The 15493-nt window shown below is 55.3% G+C and carries 18 protein-coding genes and 1 tRNA gene; 9 read left to right on the forward strand and 10 right to left on the reverse strand.

The features are described 5' to 3' along the window. Positions 1-2: 2 nt before the first annotated feature. Genes GOX61_RS07955 through GOX61_RS07965 form a run of 3 tightly spaced genes read left to right on the forward strand, consistent with a single transcriptional unit; the run spans position 3 to position 1433 of the window. Complete coding sequence (locus tag GOX61_RS07955) at positions 3-617, forward strand: RNA polymerase sigma factor (RefSeq protein WP_155147545.1); 615 nt, start codon at positions 3-5, stop codon at positions 615-617. Then, positions 610-963, forward strand: coding sequence for a hypothetical protein (locus tag GOX61_RS07960; protein WP_170332710.1), 354 nt, complete (start codon positions 610-612; stop codon positions 961-963). The genes GOX61_RS07955 and GOX61_RS07960 overlap by 8 nt, the downstream gene beginning before the upstream one ends. Then, the gene (locus tag GOX61_RS07965; protein WP_170332712.1) at positions 960-1433 is read left to right on the forward strand and encodes a periplasmic heavy metal sensor; all 474 of its coding nucleotides are present in this window, start codon (positions 960-962) and stop codon (positions 1431-1433) included. Before GOX61_RS07960 ends, GOX61_RS07965 begins: the two co-directional genes overlap by 4 nt. A 5-nt stretch (positions 1434-1438) precedes the next feature. Here the strand turns inward: GOX61_RS07965 and GOX61_RS07970 are convergent, their stop codons facing one another. Further along, complete coding sequence (locus GOX61_RS07970) at positions 1439-2839, reverse strand: diguanylate cyclase domain-containing protein (protein ID WP_170332715.1); 1401 nt, start codon at positions 2837-2839, stop codon at positions 1439-1441. Positions 2840-2927: 88 nt separating this feature from the next. On the opposite strand from GOX61_RS07970, the gene GOX61_RS07975 reads away from it, so the two are divergent. The 5 genes from GOX61_RS07975 (at position 2928) to GOX61_RS07995 (ending at position 7325) form a co-directional block, all read left to right on the forward strand. Further along, on the forward strand, positions 2928-3212 hold the full coding sequence (locus GOX61_RS07975) for a DUF3572 domain-containing protein (protein WP_170332717.1): 285 nt from the start codon (positions 2928-2930) through the stop codon (positions 3210-3212). 28 nt (positions 3213-3240) lie between these two features. Continuing rightward, complete coding sequence (locus tag GOX61_RS07980) at positions 3241-3933, forward strand: HAD family hydrolase (protein ID WP_170332719.1); 693 nt, start codon at positions 3241-3243, stop codon at positions 3931-3933. 120 nt (positions 3934-4053) lie between these two features. Then, positions 4054-5613, forward strand: a complete 1560-nt coding sequence (locus GOX61_RS07985) for a trimethylamine methyltransferase family protein (RefSeq protein ID WP_170332721.1) — start codon at positions 4054-4056, stop codon at positions 5611-5613. 135 nt (positions 5614-5748) lie between these two features. Beyond that, positions 5749-6336, forward strand: coding sequence for a heme NO-binding domain-containing protein (locus tag GOX61_RS07990; protein WP_170332723.1), 588 nt, complete (start codon positions 5749-5751; stop codon positions 6334-6336). Further along, positions 6333-7325: a GGDEF domain-containing protein gene (locus GOX61_RS07995; RefSeq protein WP_170332726.1), complete on the forward strand. Its 993-nt coding sequence runs from the start codon at positions 6333-6335 to the stop codon at positions 7323-7325. The genes GOX61_RS07990 and GOX61_RS07995 overlap by 4 nt, the downstream gene beginning before the upstream one ends. 81 nt (positions 7326-7406) lie before the next feature. On the opposite strand, the gene GOX61_RS08000 is transcribed toward GOX61_RS07995, so the two are convergent. The 8 genes from GOX61_RS08000 to GOX61_RS08035 form a co-directional block, all read right to left on the reverse strand. After that, positions 7407-8102 carry a CbiX/SirB N-terminal domain-containing protein gene (locus GOX61_RS08000; protein ID WP_170332728.1) on the reverse strand — a complete coding sequence of 232 codons (696 nt, stop codon included), beginning with the start codon at positions 8100-8102 and terminating at the stop codon, positions 7407-7409. Between the two features lie 67 nt (positions 8103-8169). Then, complete coding sequence (locus tag GOX61_RS08005; RefSeq protein WP_170332730.1) at positions 8170-9102, reverse strand: AEC family transporter; 933 nt, start codon at positions 9100-9102, stop codon at positions 8170-8172. A gap of 69 nt (positions 9103-9171) precedes the next feature. Next, positions 9172-9969 carry an MBL fold metallo-hydrolase gene (locus tag GOX61_RS08010; protein WP_170332732.1) on the reverse strand — a complete coding sequence of 266 codons (798 nt, stop codon included), beginning with the start codon at positions 9967-9969 and terminating at the stop codon, positions 9172-9174. Continuing rightward, a complete protein-coding gene (locus tag GOX61_RS08015) occupies positions 9966-10781 on the reverse strand; it encodes a TatD family hydrolase (RefSeq protein WP_170332734.1) in 816 nt (271 codons plus the stop codon). Before GOX61_RS08015 ends, GOX61_RS08010 begins: the two co-directional genes overlap by 4 nt. Beyond that, positions 10778-11899 (reverse strand): DNA polymerase III subunit delta', encoded by a 1122-nt coding sequence (locus GOX61_RS08020; RefSeq protein WP_170332736.1) that lies wholly within the window; start codon positions 11897-11899, stop codon positions 10778-10780. Before GOX61_RS08020 ends, GOX61_RS08015 begins: the two co-directional genes overlap by 4 nt. Positions 11900-11906: 7 nt before the next feature. Next, the gene (gene tmk, locus GOX61_RS08025; RefSeq protein ID WP_170332739.1) at positions 11907-12533 is read right to left on the reverse strand and encodes a dTMP kinase; all 627 of its coding nucleotides are present in this window, start codon (positions 12531-12533) and stop codon (positions 11907-11909) included. Beyond that, a complete protein-coding gene (locus tag GOX61_RS08030; RefSeq protein ID WP_170332741.1) occupies positions 12530-13696 on the reverse strand; it encodes a D-alanyl-D-alanine carboxypeptidase family protein in 1167 nt (388 codons plus the stop codon). The genes tmk and GOX61_RS08030 overlap by 4 nt, the downstream gene beginning before the upstream one ends. Before the next feature lie 14 nt (positions 13697-13710). Continuing rightward, positions 13711-14883, reverse strand: coding sequence for an SPOR domain-containing protein (locus GOX61_RS08035; protein ID WP_170332743.1), 1173 nt, complete (start codon positions 14881-14883; stop codon positions 13711-13713). A 202-nt stretch (positions 14884-15085) separates the two neighbouring features. On the opposite strand from GOX61_RS08035, the gene GOX61_RS08040 reads away from it, so the two are divergent. Further along, positions 15086-15175: transfer RNA gene (locus GOX61_RS08040), tRNA-Ser, on the forward strand. A 29-nt stretch (positions 15176-15204) separates the two neighbouring features. On the opposite strand, the gene GOX61_RS08045 is transcribed toward GOX61_RS08040, so the two are convergent. Beyond that, positions 15205-15441 carry a hypothetical protein gene (locus GOX61_RS08045; protein WP_170332745.1) on the reverse strand — a complete coding sequence of 79 codons (237 nt, stop codon included), beginning with the start codon at positions 15439-15441 and terminating at the stop codon, positions 15205-15207. Positions 15442-15493: the final 52 nt, after the last annotated feature.

Raw genomic sequence — 15493 nt, forward strand, 5'->3', positions numbered from 1 at the left:
GGATGGAGGATCTGACTTCCTCACCGCACGAGGTTCGCGGCGACCAGTTCGCCGCGACCGAACTCAGCGACGATATGTTGCTGAGGCAATTTGCCGATGGTGATGCTGGTGCTGCCCGTTTGCTGACGGACCGGCTTGGACCACGCAGTTTCTCGGTCGCGCTAAGGATGCTGAGCAATCAGGCTGAGGCCGAGGATGTGGCGCAAGAGGCAATGATGCGCCTTTGGCAGATGGCGCCAGACTGGGTTCCGGGGCAGGCAAAGGTCTCGACCTGGTTGTATCGGGTTACGTTGAACCTGTGTGTGGACCTTCGGCGTAAAAAGACCCACGCCGCTTTGAATGAAGTTGCTGAACCAGAGGATGGCTCAGCAAGCGTGGTTGAAAAGATGCAGGATGAGGCGCGGAAAGATGCATTGCAGACCGCCTTGTCGCAATTGCCTGAACGGCAGAGGGAAGCCGTGGTCCTCAGGCATATCGAGGAATTGTCTAACCCCGAAATTGCTGGGATCATGGACATTTCCGTAGAAGCGGTCGAGAGCCTGACCGCGCGTGGAAAACGGTCTCTGGCTGCAATACTGGCCGGGCGTCGAGATGAACTGGGGTATGACAATGACTGACGATGATACAGAACTGGATCGTTTGTTCGCCCAGGCGCGACAGGAGCGTTCGCAGCTGCCTGATGATTTGGCTGTTCGGATGATGACAGACGCCGAGTCTGTGCGGTTAGGCCGGCTTGCGCCGCAAACCGAAGCGAAGCGCAGATCATGGTGGCACCTGTTTGACAACGTAGGTGGATGGCAGGGGATGGGCGGACTGGTTGCAGCCAGTGCTGCTGGTGTTTGGATCGGCTTTTCTGCACCGTCATTTCTGCCTGATCCTGCAAATTACCTGATCTCGCAGGAAACAGCTTATCTGGTCGCTGATCTTGGTCTGGATACAGCCTATTTGGAGGATGCGGAATGAGCGAAAATTCCAAGCCAAAACGCCGCTGGATGCCCATTTTGCTGACGGTTTCTCTTGCCCTCAATCTGTTGGTGGTGGGCGTCGTTCTGGGAACCGCACTAAGGTTCCGCGGTGGTGAACATGCAAAAACGCCTCCCGGATTCGGGCCTGCTCTCTACAGGGCGTTACCAGGGGCTGATCGCAAAGCTTTGCGAGGTGAGTTGTCATATCTGCACAAAAAGGGGTCCAACACTCGTAGGCAGGACTTTGAAGCGTTGAGCCAGGCTTTGCGCACTGTGCCCTTTGATCCTGATGCAGTTCAGGTCCTGTTGGCGCAGCAGGCGCAATCGACCGCCGATTTGCAGCAAGCCCTGCAAGAGCAATGGTTGTCGCGCGTTGTCGAAATGAGCGACGATGAGCGGATTGTTTATGCCGATAGGCTGCAGGAAGTGGTGGAACGCGGGCCACATCGGCATAAGAAGAAAGATTGAACTGTTCAGGCCGCGCTCTGTCTCATACGGACTTGGTTGCGGCCTGCTTTCTTGGCCGCATAGAGCGCTTTGTCGGCACTCTGCATCAGGTCTTCGACAGTTTCCATATCCTCAGAGACAGTTGGGAACGGAGGTTCGCCGACCTTCAGGCCTATGCTGATTGTAACCTCGATCCGGGCCGTGCGCCCCGGCAACAGGAAAGGGTTTTCACAGATACAATCACAAATCCTCTCGGCCATGCGCATCGCGCCCTGCCTCGTCACGGCAGGAATTCCAATCATGAACTCTTCGCCACCTATACGTGCGACAAATCCGGTTTCGCCTAGTGCATCCTGGATACGTTTGCCCGTTTCGGTCAGAACCAGATCACCGACCGAATGACCGTGTTGATCGTTGATGGCCTTGAAGTGATCAAGATCCGCCAACATAAGCACAAACCCTTGTTTGGCTTGTACCGATTGCCGAACTATCTGCGCCATCGCAGACATCGCAAATCGGCGATTGTGCAGACCGGTCAACGGATCGATCCATGAATCCGCTAGTCCTTTTCGAAGCGACGCGCGCATTTGATCATCCCGGGACTTGCGTGCAACCAGTGTATCGACCCTCAGAGACAGTTCGTGGGGGCAGAACTCGCCCATGCAGACGGCATCAGCCCCCATGTCCAGTGCCTCGGCTGCCAATTGACCATCTTCCTCAGGCAGGACCCCGATCAAAGCGGTGTGTCGAGTCGCACTGCGGGATCGCAAATCTGCCAGCACATTCAGGCCGTTGGTATCGTTACCCAATTCGACGACAATCGCATCAGGAACCTGACCTGACAAAATGCCTTTCAGGTTTGATTGAGTGTGGCAGGTCAACTGGTGACGTGTTTTCGTAGCCAACGCACGTTGCCAAAGTGTGCTAGTGCGATGGCTTTGTGTCACTATGCCGATCTGACCAACAGAGGGTGGTGATATCAGCGCAGCTGCGGGATCCGCGAGACCCATAGTTTGTGGATCGTCCTTGATCCTTAAGTCCTGTATATCGGCCCGCATACGCAAGAAGCTGCGAATTCGTGCAAGCAGCAGAGTGTCCTTAAAAGGATAGGCCAGGACATCATCCAGCCCGTCAGACAAGGCGCGAAGGCGCGCAGCCTTGTCGTTGTGTGGGGCGATTGCGACCACCGGTACATCTCTGAGCATGGGGTCGGCGAGCATGAGTTTTTTTACGTCAGAGGCTGAACCGTCGGGTAGTGATTGCGATGTCAGAACAAGGTCTGGCCGCGTTCGCCGAAGCAATGGTCCAAGACCATTCAGCTTTTCACCCTGCACGACGTGATACCACGCTGCTGTCAGCTGAACCTTCAGCATGATACGATTGGTCGATACCCCGTCGAGGACAAGGATGGTTCCCTGCACGGACATAGTTGTTCACCGTTGATTGCACGCGTTAGCAAAGTGTTTATGACTCTGGTTAATAAACCCTTTCCAAACTCCAATCAGAGGCTTGTTGATGGCGATCTCTGCTGAATCTGCGGAAACACTGGCGCTAAAAGTACTTGGCTGGCTTGTCGGCAACGAAGAACTGCTTCCGGTTTTTCTGGGGGCAACAGGTGCGACGACCGATGATTTGCGTGAAAGGGCTGGCGAGCCCGAGTTTTTGTCTTCGGTTTTGGACTTTCTGATGCTTGACGATTCGTGGGTCGTGGACTTTTGTGACGCCAACGCGGTGCCCTATGATCTTCCCGGTCAGGCCCGCATGCAGTTATCCGGCGGTTCAGACGTCCATTGGACCTGAACCCAGTGCATTTGTAGGAGCACCAGGAATGCCAATTGACGCCCTCTTGTTCGATAAGGACGGCACTCTGTTTGATTTCGCTGCGACTTGGGGAGCATTTGGTCGCGCTGTTCTGTTGCGCCTTGCCGACGGTGATGAGACCCGAGCTGCTGAATTGGGGCAGGTCATCGGCTTCGATCTCGCCAATAGCCAGTACTCTGAAGACAGCGTGGTCATTGCAGGTACAGTTGATGAGATTGCTGAGGTGCTGTTGCCGCATCTAGGAGATGTTTCGCGGGATGAACTCGTAGGAATGCTGAACAGGGAATCGGCTCAGGCCCCGCAAATTCCGGCGGTGCCATTGACTGCATTTTTCGAGGAACTTCGAAACAGTGGCAAAAAGGTGGGACTGGCCACAAATGATGGAGAAATGCCCGCGCTTGAGCATTTGGCCTCGGTGGGCATTCGCGATCATTTCGACTTTGTCGCAGGCTATGACAGCGGCCATGGATTCAAACCAGGGCCAGGGCAATTGCTGGCCTTTTCAGAACATGTAGGTATCGATCCATCGAATATCGCGATGGTGGGTGACAGCCTGCATGATCTGGAGGCTGGGCGCGCTGCGGGTATGACGACGATTGGAGTGCTGACCGGTCTTGCGACCGCTGAAGATCTCGCCCCAATGGCGGATGTCGTGCTGCCCGATATCGGGCATATTCCGGGATGGCTTGCAGAAAACTGACCATCTAGGGCAGGTTTCGGCGCTTCATCTATTAAAACCGACACAACCTGTCGCAGACAGAGCGGCCATAACCTGTCGCTTCGGGGCTTGCTTGAAAAATAGCAAATGCCGGAGGAGCAAATGGCCGACAACACGACACGCAGGCGCCGTGGCGGCGGCCGTGCTGGAGCCGCAGCCCGCAGAGGTGCCGAAGTCATCGAGCAGATGCCCTGGAACCCGCCAGTGAACATTGATCGGCCGACCGAACCATTGGGTCCCGAAGGCGTTGAAGCGATTCACGAGGGGGCAATGCGCATCCTCGAAGAGATCGGGATCGAATTCTATAACGAAGAAGCCAAAGCTATCCTGCGAGAGGCGGGGTGCATCGTGAATGGCGATAACGTTCGCATGGGGCGCGACTTCGTTATGGAAATGATTGGCAAGGCCCCGAATAAATTTACGATCACGCCCCGAAACCCGGACCGTACAATCGATATCGGTGGTAAAACCATGGTGTTCGGGAACGTGTCTTCACCCCCGAACTATTGGGATATGGAGATTGGAAAGAAAGTTCCGGGCAACCGTGAAATGTGTCGGAACTTGCTGAAACTGACTCAGTATTTCAATTGCATCCACTTTGCCGGCGGTTATCCGGTTGAACCGGTCGATATTCATGCAAGTGTCCGCCATCTGGACGTTCTCTATGACAAACTGACCCTGACGGATAAGGTAATGCACGCCTATTGCCTTGGAAAAGAGCGGGTCGAGGACGTGATGGAGATGGTCCGCATCGCCGGTGGTCTGAGTCATGAGGAATTCGAGGCGACTCCGCGGATGTATTCCAACATCAATTCGACTTCGCCGTTGAAGCATGACCATCCGATGATCGATGGCTGTTTGCGCCTTGCCCGTCGTGGTCAGGCCGTTGTCGTGACGCCGTTTACACTTGCCGGCGCGATGGCGCCTGTAACCATGGCCGGCGCGGTGGCGCAGTCGCTGGCTGAGGGTCTTTGCGCAATTGCTCTATTTCAGTATGTCCGGCCTGGAATCCCATGTGCGATCGGTACTTTCACCTCAAATGTAGACATGAAATCCGGTGCACCCGCATTTGGTACACCTGAATATATGCGATCCACTCAGATGACAGGACAAATGGCGCGGTATTATGGCCTGCCAATGCGTTCTTCAGGTGTCTGCGCAGCCAATGTGCCGGATGGACAGGCTATGTGGGAGACGTCTAATTCTCTGTGGGCCGCTGTCCAATCAGGGACCAACATGGTTTACCATGCCGCCGGCTGGCTTGAGGGCGGGCTGATTGCCAGCCCCGAGAAATTTATCATGGACTGTGAAATCCTACAGCAAATTCAGCGCTATATGGATCCGCAGATCAACGCCACCGGTCCCGACGAAATTGCGCTCGATGCGATCCGCTCAGTTGGCAATGATGGCCATTTCTTTGGAATCCAGCACACGCAGGACCGCTATACCACGGCGTTCTATCAACCCTTCCTGAGTGACTGGAAGAATTACGAAGGTTGGGAAGTGGCTGGTGGCATCTGGACGGCCGAGCGTGCGCACTACATGTTCAAGGAAATCATAGGCAGCTTTGAAGCACCGCCGATGGACGACGCTGTGCGAGAGGAGCTGGCAGATTTTGTTGCGCGAAGGAAGGCTGAAGGCGGAGCTCCCACAGACTTCTGATCTGTTTGCCAAGCGAAGGAACAATTGGTGTATCAAGTTGAGATTACAGGGCATTTACTGCAATCGATAGCTTGTCTTCGGTATTTGTTAAGCTTTGTCGGTTGAAGTGGTGCATGTGTTCGAGTGAGGCGTTCCATGCACGGGTTGATCAACAGCGCGATACAGTCGTTTGTCTGCGCAACATATGGTCGTGCGTGCTGGCTGCGCGCGACTGAGGCAGCAGGATTGGGCTTTGCTGAATTCGAGGCGATGCTGGTCTATGAAGAGGGTCTATCGAGCCGCGTTCTTGATGCGCTTTGTGCTGATTTGAAACGCCCAAAATCAGAGTTCCTTGAGGATTTGGGAACGTACCTGGTCTCACACCCAAATATGGAAGGATTGCGCCGATTATTGAGGTTCGGCGGTGTGACCTATGTCGAGTTTCTACATTCGCTGGACGATCTCTCGGATCGGGTCAGGCTGGCGGTGTCTGATCTAGATTTGCCTGCGCTTGAATTGTGTGAGCTTTCACCATCCGAATATGAACTGAAATGCCATCCGGGGTTGCCCGGTTACTCCAGTGTCATGGTGGGGGTCCTGCGGGCGATGGCGGATGACTATGGTGCATTGGTTATGCTGTCTCATGACGGAGATAGGGACGGCGTCGAAGTGATCTCGATGTCTTTGTTTGAAAGTGCATTTTCCGAAGGACGCCGGTTTGATCTGGGGGCACGCAAGCAATGATTGAGCAAAACGATCTCGCAACCCTCCTGGAAACTCTGTGCCCGATGTTTCTTTTGTTGAATAAGGACGGGGAAATTCAACAGGTTGGGCCAACGTTGCAGAAGTTACGACCTGATATGCAGATGACAGGGACGAGGTTTCTTGATCTGTTTGAGCTGCTGCGACCAAGGAATGTATCGACGGTTCCGGCACTCATGTCGATGGCGGGCACAAAGGTACACCTGAAATTTCATGATGAGCCACGAACTGCCCTCAAGGGGTTGGTTGCACCATTGCCGACCGGAAACGGTGCGGTCATCAATCTGTCTTTTGGGATTTCGATTCTGGACGCTGTTCGCGACTACGCCCTGACTAGTGCGGATTTCTCTGGCACAGATCTGGCCATTGAGCTCCTATACCTCGTCGAAGCAAAATCAGCAGCTATGGAGGCGTCTAGATCGCTGAATTTGCGCCTGCAGGGGGCTATGTTAGCCGCTGAAGAACAGGCAGTTACCGATACGCTGACAGGTCTTAGAAACAGACGGGCAATGGATCATGTTCTGGAGCATTTGATCGCTTCCAAATTGCCATTCGCGCTGATGCATCTGGATCTGGATTTCTTCAAATTGGTCAATGACAGGTTTGGTCATGCTGCAGGGGATCAGGTTCTTAAGGTGGCTTCACAAATCATGCTGGATGAAACCCGCCGAGACGATACTATTGCCAGGGTAGGTGGCGATGAATTTGTATTAATCCTCAAGGGGTTGGTGGATCCTAACATATTGGCGCGGATTGCCGAGCGTCTGATCTCTCGGTTACAGGAACCGATATCATTCCAGGGCGCATCCTGCGAAATTTCCGCGAGTATCGGTATAGCATTGTCAACACAGTTTCAGGTGCCGAAAGTGTCGGAGGTACTGCATGCGGCTGACCTTGCATTGTACGAAGCCAAACGCAGCGGCCGCTCCTGCAGTTGCTTTTACTCCGTCCCTAGCAACGCTCAGCTGTGATACTCAGCCCTGCGGTCAATGCGAAGAACAGAGCAATACTGGCTCAGGTGCAATCTGGCGGCGCCTGTTTGGTATTTCTTGTCAGGTTGCAAAGGCCTTATCCAGAATTCCCGCAATATGCTGCTTGATTGGGGGTAATTCACCTATCACCGGCAGCGTCTGCCCGCGGAAACCCGCTTTACTCAGTTCCTGCGGGACATCCTCTAGAACATGCCCACCTCTACAGGCGAAGAAAGGAAGGCAAAGTGCCTGATCCCCGGTATTTGCGGCGGCTTCGGCAATCGATGGGAGTTCCTCAACAAAGCCCAGACGCATGCTCTGAAATGGCATTCGTTTGGTCAGTTGATCCACAAATTCACCGGCCACAGCTGACGGGTTTCGGCTGCGACCAGAGCCATGGGCCGCAATCACCAGATCAGTAGACTCTGTCTGCCAGCCAAGTTCTGAAACTGCGTTCCATACGCTGCTCGCAACGAGATCAGGCAGATCCGGGTCGATACCCAGCGGATCAAGTATCCTGATAATCCGATTCCCAACACGCTTAGGCAATGCACTGGTCACGAACCATCCCTTGGCCATGAAAAGCGGGTATATCACGCTGTTTTCGGGCAAGCTGTCGAGAGCGGCCTCCAGCGCGTCCGGCGCAGCGAGTGTGGCCGAATGAACGGAAACCCGCTTCGCCAGTGTTGAGATATCGGAAGCAAACTCAGCCAGCGCAGCCTCGGCTGGCTCCGGATCAGATGGCTGACCATGGGCAACAATAACAGCGTGCGACATCCGCTAAGCTCCTGACAATTTAGCGTTAAGTGTACCGCTTTGGCTCATAGTCAACAGAGATTTTTCCCTAACCGAGCAAAGTTAGCCACATCCATACTGAGAGGATTGAAACCCCTGTACCGATAAGCACAGATGATGCCGCGACGCGTTTAGCGCGGCCGTATATACTTGCGAATATATAGCCATTGAATCCTGGCGCCATCGCAGCCGTAAGAACGCCAGAGCGAAACAGATCCTGCGGCAAAGCAGTCAGAGAGCCAAACATCCATACCAGAGCCGGGTGCAGGATCAGCGAGATGCAGCAGACAAAACTGATTGCTACAAGATCTCCCTCAGGCTTGTATTTGACCAATACTCCGCCCAATGCGAACAACGCGCCGGGTAATGCGGCCCGCGTGATCAGATCCAAAGCCTCATCCACAACGGCCGGGATGATCATTCCGGAAAGGTTGACCAGAAACCCCAGTGCGATGCCCAGAATGAGGGCGTTTTTGAACATCGCTGAAAACACGGATTTGACCATGCGTGCACTTCCATGACCGCGATTTCGAATGACCTCCATAACCGTGATCCCGACGCCGTAGCAAAACGGAGAGTGGAAGGCGATGATGGCGTAGTTTCCGGTCAGGCTATCTGGGCCGTAAGCTCGTTCTGTGATGGGCAACCCCAGCAGAACAGAGTTAGAGAAGAGGCAGCAAAAACCAATGGCAACGCAATCCTCCCAGTCGCGTTTAAAGATCAAACGCGCACCGAACATACCAGCCGTGAAACAGAGGGCCGCTGCTGTGTAGAAACTGACCAAAAGTCGCGGATCGAAGCTGGCGCTTAGATCGAGGTGAGCGATTGCGAGGAACAACAGGCATGGGATCGCAAAGCCCTGAGTAAACTTCATCAGCCCGTCGATATGGATTTCCTTGAAATATCCCAAACGGGTGGAAGCATATCCTGCACCGATCACAAGGAAGACCGGCAGAATGACGTTGATCAGGCTTTGGAGCATCTTATCGTCCCTGCCAGTCTGACTTGTCCGCCGCAGACGGTGATATGATGGGAGCGCGCAGCGGTCCGCCTATAGTGGCTGATGGATCACCATCCCGTCGTAGGCAGGGGTGATGTGATCAGGGGTTTCAGAATCGACCGTGGCATAGTCGAGATCGATGTGCATGTTAGTCAGAACGGCCTGTTTGGGATTCAGGCGTTCGATCCATTCCAGTGTTTTATCCAGATGTGCATGTGTGGGATGCGGCGTACGGCGCAGCGCGTCGATGACAAGGTAGTCGAGCCCTTCTAATTCCGACCAGGCGTCATCGTAAATCTCAGCAACATCAGGAAGATACACCAGATCGTTCATCCTGAAACCCAGTGAGTCGATTGATCCGTGATTGACCTTGAATGGACGAAATGGAATTGGACCACCGGGGCCATCAATTTCAAACGGCCCGTCGATGGACTTGAGATCCAGGATCGGCGGGTACGGAGAGCCCTCTGGCTGTATGAAGGCATAGCCGAAACGCCCGAGCAATGCGTTTTGGGTGTCGCCATCAGCCCAGACCGGAACCCGGGTCCGCATGTTGAAGACAATCATGCGCAGATCATCGATGCCATGGACATGATCGGCATGCGAATGGGTGTAAACGACGCCATCCAGCCGCCCGGTACCGGTGTCCAGCAGCTGGCTGCGCATATCCGGAGTGGTATCGATCAGGACCGAGGTCGTACCGCCCGGCCCATCCCGCTCCACCAGCATCGAGCAGCGACGGCGAATGTTCCTTGGATTGTCCGGATCACAATCGCCCCAATGTCCACCCAAACGGGGGACACCACCGGACGAGCCGCAACCCAGAATGGTGAAGCGCAAACCGCTCATGCAGCGACCTTGTAAGATGCGGCCTTTGCAAAGAGCCGGTCAAAATTGGCCTGCGTTTGTGCAGCGAATTCGGGGTAGTCTATCCCGAACACCTCGGCGCCTTTGCGCGCAGTATGAGCGGTGTAAGCAGGTTCATTACGCTTGCCGCGATATGGAGGGGGCGCAAGATAGGGCGCATCCGTTTCAACCAAAACCCGGTCAACAGGAGCCATCGCAAATATGTCGCGTAGTTCCTGGCTTTTGGGGAAGGCAGCTATGCCCGACATCGACAGATAAAAACCCAGGTTCAACGCGGCTTTTGCAAGCTCGGCCGCGGAAGAAAAGCAATGCATGACGCATGTGTAGGGTGCGTTGCGATGCTCTTCTGCCAGGATACGCGCCATGTCATCGTCTGCAGCGCGGGCGTGAATGATCAGCGGTAACCCTGTGCGTTGGGCTGCCTCAATGTGGATGCGCAGCGATGTTTTTTGTACCTCGGCACTGTCGGCGGTGTAGTGGTAATCCAGTCCGGTTTCCCCAATACCCACGAATTTGGGATGTTTCGCCAGGTTAACCAGCTCTTCCACTGATGCCATTGGCTCTTCAGCCGCACTCATCGGATGCGTACCCGCCGCATAAAAAACTGGCGCGTGGTTTTCGGCAATGGCCCGAACAGTTGGCTCATTCCGCAGCCGGGTGCAGATTGTGACCATCCGAGTAACTCCGGCCTCGGCTGCACGGGTAATAATCTCGTCCAATTGGCCGTCAAAATCCGGGAAATCCAGATGGCAATGGCTATCGGTGATCTCAGGGGGAATTGTGGTATCGCTCATCTGCTCTGACCGGCGGTTTCCTGTATCTTGAACACCGTATCTAGGACCAGAGCGGCAGGGTCAAGGTTCACCGCCTGACCATGTCGCGCCCGCGCCGTGATCAGCGCCGCAGCTTCGGCCCATTGCCGGGCCTTTTGGGGTGAGGTGGACAGGCGAGCCAGCGTCTCTTCCTCGTTTGGGGCGGCCTCGGGAACAGGCGGGCTGCCGGTGGCTCCGGTCAGTGCCAATCTGGACAAAGCGATATCGATCAAGGTCAGAAGCAGCTCGAAGCGTTCTGCCGCACCGCGTTGGGCGGCACTTTCTGCCAGCAGCAAAGCGCGCTGCCGGTCCAGCCGGGGCAGGGTGCCCAAAATAGCTATCAGTTCGGCGTATATCTCCAATCCACCCAGATTGATCAGGCGGACAGCATCGCCAACAGAACCAGAAGCGAGCGCGGCCAGATGATCTGTCTGCGTTGGTGCTTCAGCACCGGTCTGGGTCAAGGCGGCTTGCATGTCTTCTGGCCCAAGAGGCGAAAGACGCAGTGTGCGGCAGCGCGAACGTATTGTCGGCAGTAATCGCGATGGCTGGTGCGAGATCAGCAAAAGCGTTGTTCGGGCCGGGGGCTCTTCGAGCATTTTCAGCAGCGCATTTGCAGCACTGATGTTCATTTCATCCGCCGAATCCACGATGACCACCCGCCGACCACCATCCGCAGATGACAGGCCAAAGAACCGACCAAGTTTACGAATGTCATCCACTACGATCTCATTCCGTAGCTTTCCCTGATCATTCAAGGATCGGGTGATCGCAGCCAAACCGGGTTCTGCGCCCGCCAGAATGCGGTGCGAAACGGGATGTTCTGAGCCGATATTCAACGACGTCACAGGGGGAGGGGCCCCAAACAACCCATTCTCTTCTGTAGGAGGTGTCGCCAGAAGGAAACGCGCGATCCGCCAAGCAAGTGTCGCCTTACCCACACCCTTTGGGCCTGTCAGAAGCCAGCCATGATGTAACCGTTCCGAGTTAAAGGCGTCGAGAAACGCCTGTTCGGCCGCATCTTGTCCGAACAACTGCTCGGTTTCGCGCGGGTGGGGCGCGCCGGGCGCCTGATCTGGGGTTGGAATATCGTCGCTCATCCGTCGTCTATCGCAAGGCTTGCAAGACGATTTCTGTCACATCTTGTGCAACGCTGTCCATGTCCCGGTTGCCATTCACAATCTGAAAACGTTCCGAGAATTCATCAGCCAGAGCCAGAAAACCCGCGCGCATTTGCCGTTGTAGTTCCGGACCAAAATCCTCGAACCGTTCTTCGGTACCCTGCCGTCCCTTGGCGCGAGACAGGCCGGTTTCCGGGTCCATATCGATCAATAGTGTCATATCCGGCTCTCGCCCGATCATCAGACTGTGCAATTGATCAACCAATCCACGCAGATCACCGCGTGACAGGCCTTGATACATGCGGGTGCTGTCCGCAAACCGGTCACAGATCACAACCTTTCCCGCGTCCAAGGCAGGTTCAATCGTGCGTTCAAGATGATCGCGGCGGGCCGCGGTGAACAGCAGAATCTCTGTTTCCGCCGACCAACGGTCAGGATCTCCCTCAAGAACCAGCCTGCGAATTTCTTCGGCCCCCGGCGAACCACCGGGTTCACGGGTCAGAACGACTTCATGGCCTGCTTTCTGCAAGCGCTCAGCCAGCAAACGTGCCTGAGTAGACTTGCCCGATCCGTCGATTCCTTCGAATGTCAGGAACAACCCCCGCCGCGTCACATCGACTCCAGCGGGATATTGATAACGTCTTTGAGTACTATGCCACCCACCGTCATCAGGCGTACGACAAATCCACCCTGCGGCACGTCCTGTGCTGCGACCAATGGCCGACGAATCTCTGGCAAACCTTCGGGCTTGATCACCAGTTCAGCCAATTGCTGCCCTTTGGCGACAGGGGCGTTGATGGGACCTTCATAAACAACTTCGGCCTCTACATTCTGATCGCTCAGAACGGGGAACAATACGCTCAGATCCTCTTCCGGAACCAGACCAACGGTTTTCTGAGCGCCCATCCACAGCTTGGCCTCTGCTATGGGCGTGTCGGCTTGGGCAACTGTCCTCTCGACAAAATTTCGAAACGACCAGTTAACCACGGCCTCAGCCTCCTCTGCGCGACGGGCTGTGCTGTCCAGGCCAGAAAGAACGAAAACTACCCTGCGATCCCCTTGTTTGGCAGACCCGACGAGGCCATAGCCTGCCTCCTGCGTGTGTCCAGTTTTCAGGCCATCAGCGCCGATATCCAGTTTCAGCAAGGGGTTTCGGTTGCGTGCGTTCGATGGGGCCCGACCGTCGAACTCGAAAATCTCTTCGGAAAACAGCGGGTAGTATTCGGGGAAATCCGAAATCAGTCGATCCGCAAGAACAGCCAGATCATGCACGGACATCATGTGCCCAGCCGCTGGCCATCCATTCGAGTTAGCAAAGTTTGAGTTATCCATGCCCATTTGCTTGGCGCGTTGGGTCATATAGCGGGCAAACCCTGCTTCGGTTCCATCGGGACTGAGCGCTTCGGCGATCACAACGCAGGCGTCATTGCCGGACAGAACGATAATGCCGCGCAAAAGATCTTCGACCCGGACTCGATCTTGCGTATTCAGGAACATGGTCGAGCCACCATAGCTCATGGCGTGCTCAGACACTGGCAGAGTTTCATCCAGAGTTAGACGACCATCTCGCAACGCTTCGAAAGCCACATATAGCGTCATCAGTTTTGACATGGACGCCGGGGGCAGGGGCTGATCCGCATCCTTGGACAGCAGTACGGTGCCAGTCTTCTGGTCCATGACATAGGCAGCACGCGCTGTGGTGTCGAACGCTTGTACCGGAAGGGCCATAAGGGCCAACCCAAAAGCCAGAGCAGTTGATCGTAATGAGGAAAGCATATGGAGCATCCTTCCTAGTTTTTCACCGTGAAGGCATCGGCAAAACCGAGATCTTTCACATCGCCGAGGATCGCCTTTCGCTCGGCTCTTGTCATGGCTGGGCCGACCAGCACACGCCAAACGGGTTTATCCCCCGATTTTAGCTCACGCACTTCGGCAAGCATACCATTGCTGCGAATCTTGTCGGCTGCACTGTTCGCATTGGCCTCGATTCCGAAGGTGCCAACCTGAATATAGGGTTTGGTCAGGGCTGATGTGCCCGAGGTACTGGCTGCAGCCGGAGTTGGCTCGGATGCTTCAATTGCGGCTGCGGCGCCTGCGATCGGGTCCAGTGGGGTTTCAGTGATTTCGTTTGGTTTCTTTTTCTGCCACCATTTCCGCTTTGCGGGTTTTTCAGGCGGCGGTGCAACAGGGGCATCTGACAGAGCGGCCGTTGGAGATGCGGTTTCTGCAATGGCTTCCGCCGCTTCGGCAGCAGTATCCCCTGAAGCTGCATTCCCTGAAGCTGCCACGGCAGCAGCTCCGGCTGCTGCCCCAGCAGCGACGGCGCCCGTGTTTTCAGGCTCTTTCTTTTGCCACCATTTACGTTTGGCTGGCTTTTCGGCGGCTTCTACTGGTGTTTCCGAAGTCGCGTCTGCAGCTGTTGCCGCGGTTTCCTCGCCTGTGGTCTCTTTCTCTTCAGTTTCGGCGGGTGCAGGCGGCGGTGTCGGTTCGGTTTCCTCACGGCGCAGCGCCACAACTTGCAAGCGCGTCGGCGACCCTGCCAGCATTCCCAACTCACTCGCGGCCGCAGATGAAACCTGAAGCACAGGTCCGGGCAGATCCCGTTCTCTGCGGAACAACGCACCTGTCACCTTTTTGTTGTTGGCCGTATTTTTGATCAGAACACGTTCGGGCTGTTTCGCGTCGGGGTGCGCAACCCAGATACCACCCAGTGATGGGCGTCCATCCCAAAGTCCTGCTTCGGTTGTTTGAAAAACATCGGGTGCTTCGACATCGCGTTGTGGACCACTCGGAACCGGTAGCAATTCGACGGTACCGTCGTTTGCCTGCGCCTCATCGGATTCCGGATCGGTTGAAGTATTTCCAGGAATCAACGCCTCGTCACACGCAGTTAAAGCCGTCAACGTCACTGCCAGAACCGCTAGCCGATGCGGCCCAAAGCGTGTCCCTGTCGCTCGCTTCATTTTGTCATCCCTTGCCTGAAAGGGCTGTGTTCACCCAGCCCCAACCGCTGATCGACTGGTTCTTGTGCCAGTCTCTTGCGGCCTTTCGCCGGGATCATAACGCGGGTACTGTGGCATGGAAAGACCGCTGCTCGGGCTTCGGCAAAAATTCCCTCTTTTGACTTGCCACCGTTTCAACTTGGCCTTAGACCCTGCCCGCAGCGGGGAGGTGGCAGAGTGGTCGAATGCGGCGGTCTTGAAAACCGTTGGGCGTGAGAGCGTCCCCAGGGTTCGAATCCCTGTCTCCCCGCCATAAGAATTAGGCGAAGCTTACGACCACAGTTAGCCACCAAGACGCTCGATATTGGCGTTTCTTCCGATAAATTGTCCCAAGACCACCTCCTGTTCCTGTTTCGCGCTCTCAGGATCTGGACTTGCTTCGCGAATCGTTTGTGATTTGCGTGCTTGGAACACAACCATCGCGATCCTAGATTTTTCTCGTGTTTTCCGGCAAAATAACCGGCGCTGCCGACCAAGAATAATAAACTGACGATTCAGAATGAGCAGGATGTGAGACACTCACATCTTCGCCGTATCGACGGATGCGCCCCTGGTTTTTAGGGAGCGGCGA

The organism is Ruegeria arenilitoris (assembly GCF_013030265.1).
Classification (GTDB): Bacteria; Pseudomonadota; Alphaproteobacteria; order Rhodobacterales; family Rhodobacteraceae; genus Ruegeria; species Ruegeria arenilitoris_E.

Excerpts from the sequence above, each read along its gene's own strand:
- GOX61_RS07955 (WP_155147545.1), top strand. The coding sequence starts at position 3 with ATGGAGGATCTGACTTCCTCACCGCACGAGGTTCGCGGCGACCAGTTC.
- GOX61_RS07960 (WP_170332710.1), top strand. The coding sequence starts at position 610 with ATGACTGACGATGATACAGAACTGGATCGTTTGTTCGCCCAGGCGCGA.
- GOX61_RS07965 (WP_170332712.1), top strand. The coding sequence starts at position 960 with ATGAGCGAAAATTCCAAGCCAAAACGCCGCTGGATGCCCATTTTGCTG.
- GOX61_RS07970 (WP_170332715.1), bottom strand. The coding sequence starts at position 2,839 with ATGTCCGTGCAGGGAACCATCCTTGTCCTCGACGGGGTATCGACCAAT.
- GOX61_RS07975 (WP_170332717.1), top strand. The coding sequence starts at position 2,928 with ATGGCGATCTCTGCTGAATCTGCGGAAACACTGGCGCTAAAAGTACTT.
- GOX61_RS07980 (WP_170332719.1), top strand. The coding sequence starts at position 3,241 with ATGCCAATTGACGCCCTCTTGTTCGATAAGGACGGCACTCTGTTTGAT.
- GOX61_RS07985 (WP_170332721.1), top strand. The coding sequence starts at position 4,054 with ATGGCCGACAACACGACACGCAGGCGCCGTGGCGGCGGCCGTGCTGGA.
- GOX61_RS07990 (WP_170332723.1), top strand. The coding sequence starts at position 5,749 with ATGCACGGGTTGATCAACAGCGCGATACAGTCGTTTGTCTGCGCAACA.
- GOX61_RS07995 (WP_170332726.1), top strand. The coding sequence starts at position 6,333 with ATGATTGAGCAAAACGATCTCGCAACCCTCCTGGAAACTCTGTGCCCG.
- GOX61_RS08000 (WP_170332728.1), bottom strand. The coding sequence starts at position 8,102 with ATGTCGCACGCTGTTATTGTTGCCCATGGTCAGCCATCTGATCCGGAG.
- GOX61_RS08005 (WP_170332730.1), bottom strand. The coding sequence starts at position 9,102 with ATGCTCCAAAGCCTGATCAACGTCATTCTGCCGGTCTTCCTTGTGATC.
- GOX61_RS08010 (WP_170332732.1), bottom strand. The coding sequence starts at position 9,969 with ATGAGCGGTTTGCGCTTCACCATTCTGGGTTGCGGCTCGTCCGGTGGT.
- GOX61_RS08015 (WP_170332734.1), bottom strand. The coding sequence starts at position 10,781 with ATGAGCGATACCACAATTCCCCCTGAGATCACCGATAGCCATTGCCAT.
- GOX61_RS08020 (WP_170332736.1), bottom strand. The coding sequence starts at position 11,899 with ATGAGCGACGATATTCCAACCCCAGATCAGGCGCCCGGCGCGCCCCAC.
- GOX61_RS08030 (WP_170332741.1), bottom strand. The coding sequence starts at position 13,696 with ATGCTTTCCTCATTACGATCAACTGCTCTGGCTTTTGGGTTGGCCCTT.
- GOX61_RS08035 (WP_170332743.1), bottom strand. The coding sequence starts at position 14,883 with ATGAAGCGAGCGACAGGGACACGCTTTGGGCCGCATCGGCTAGCGGTT.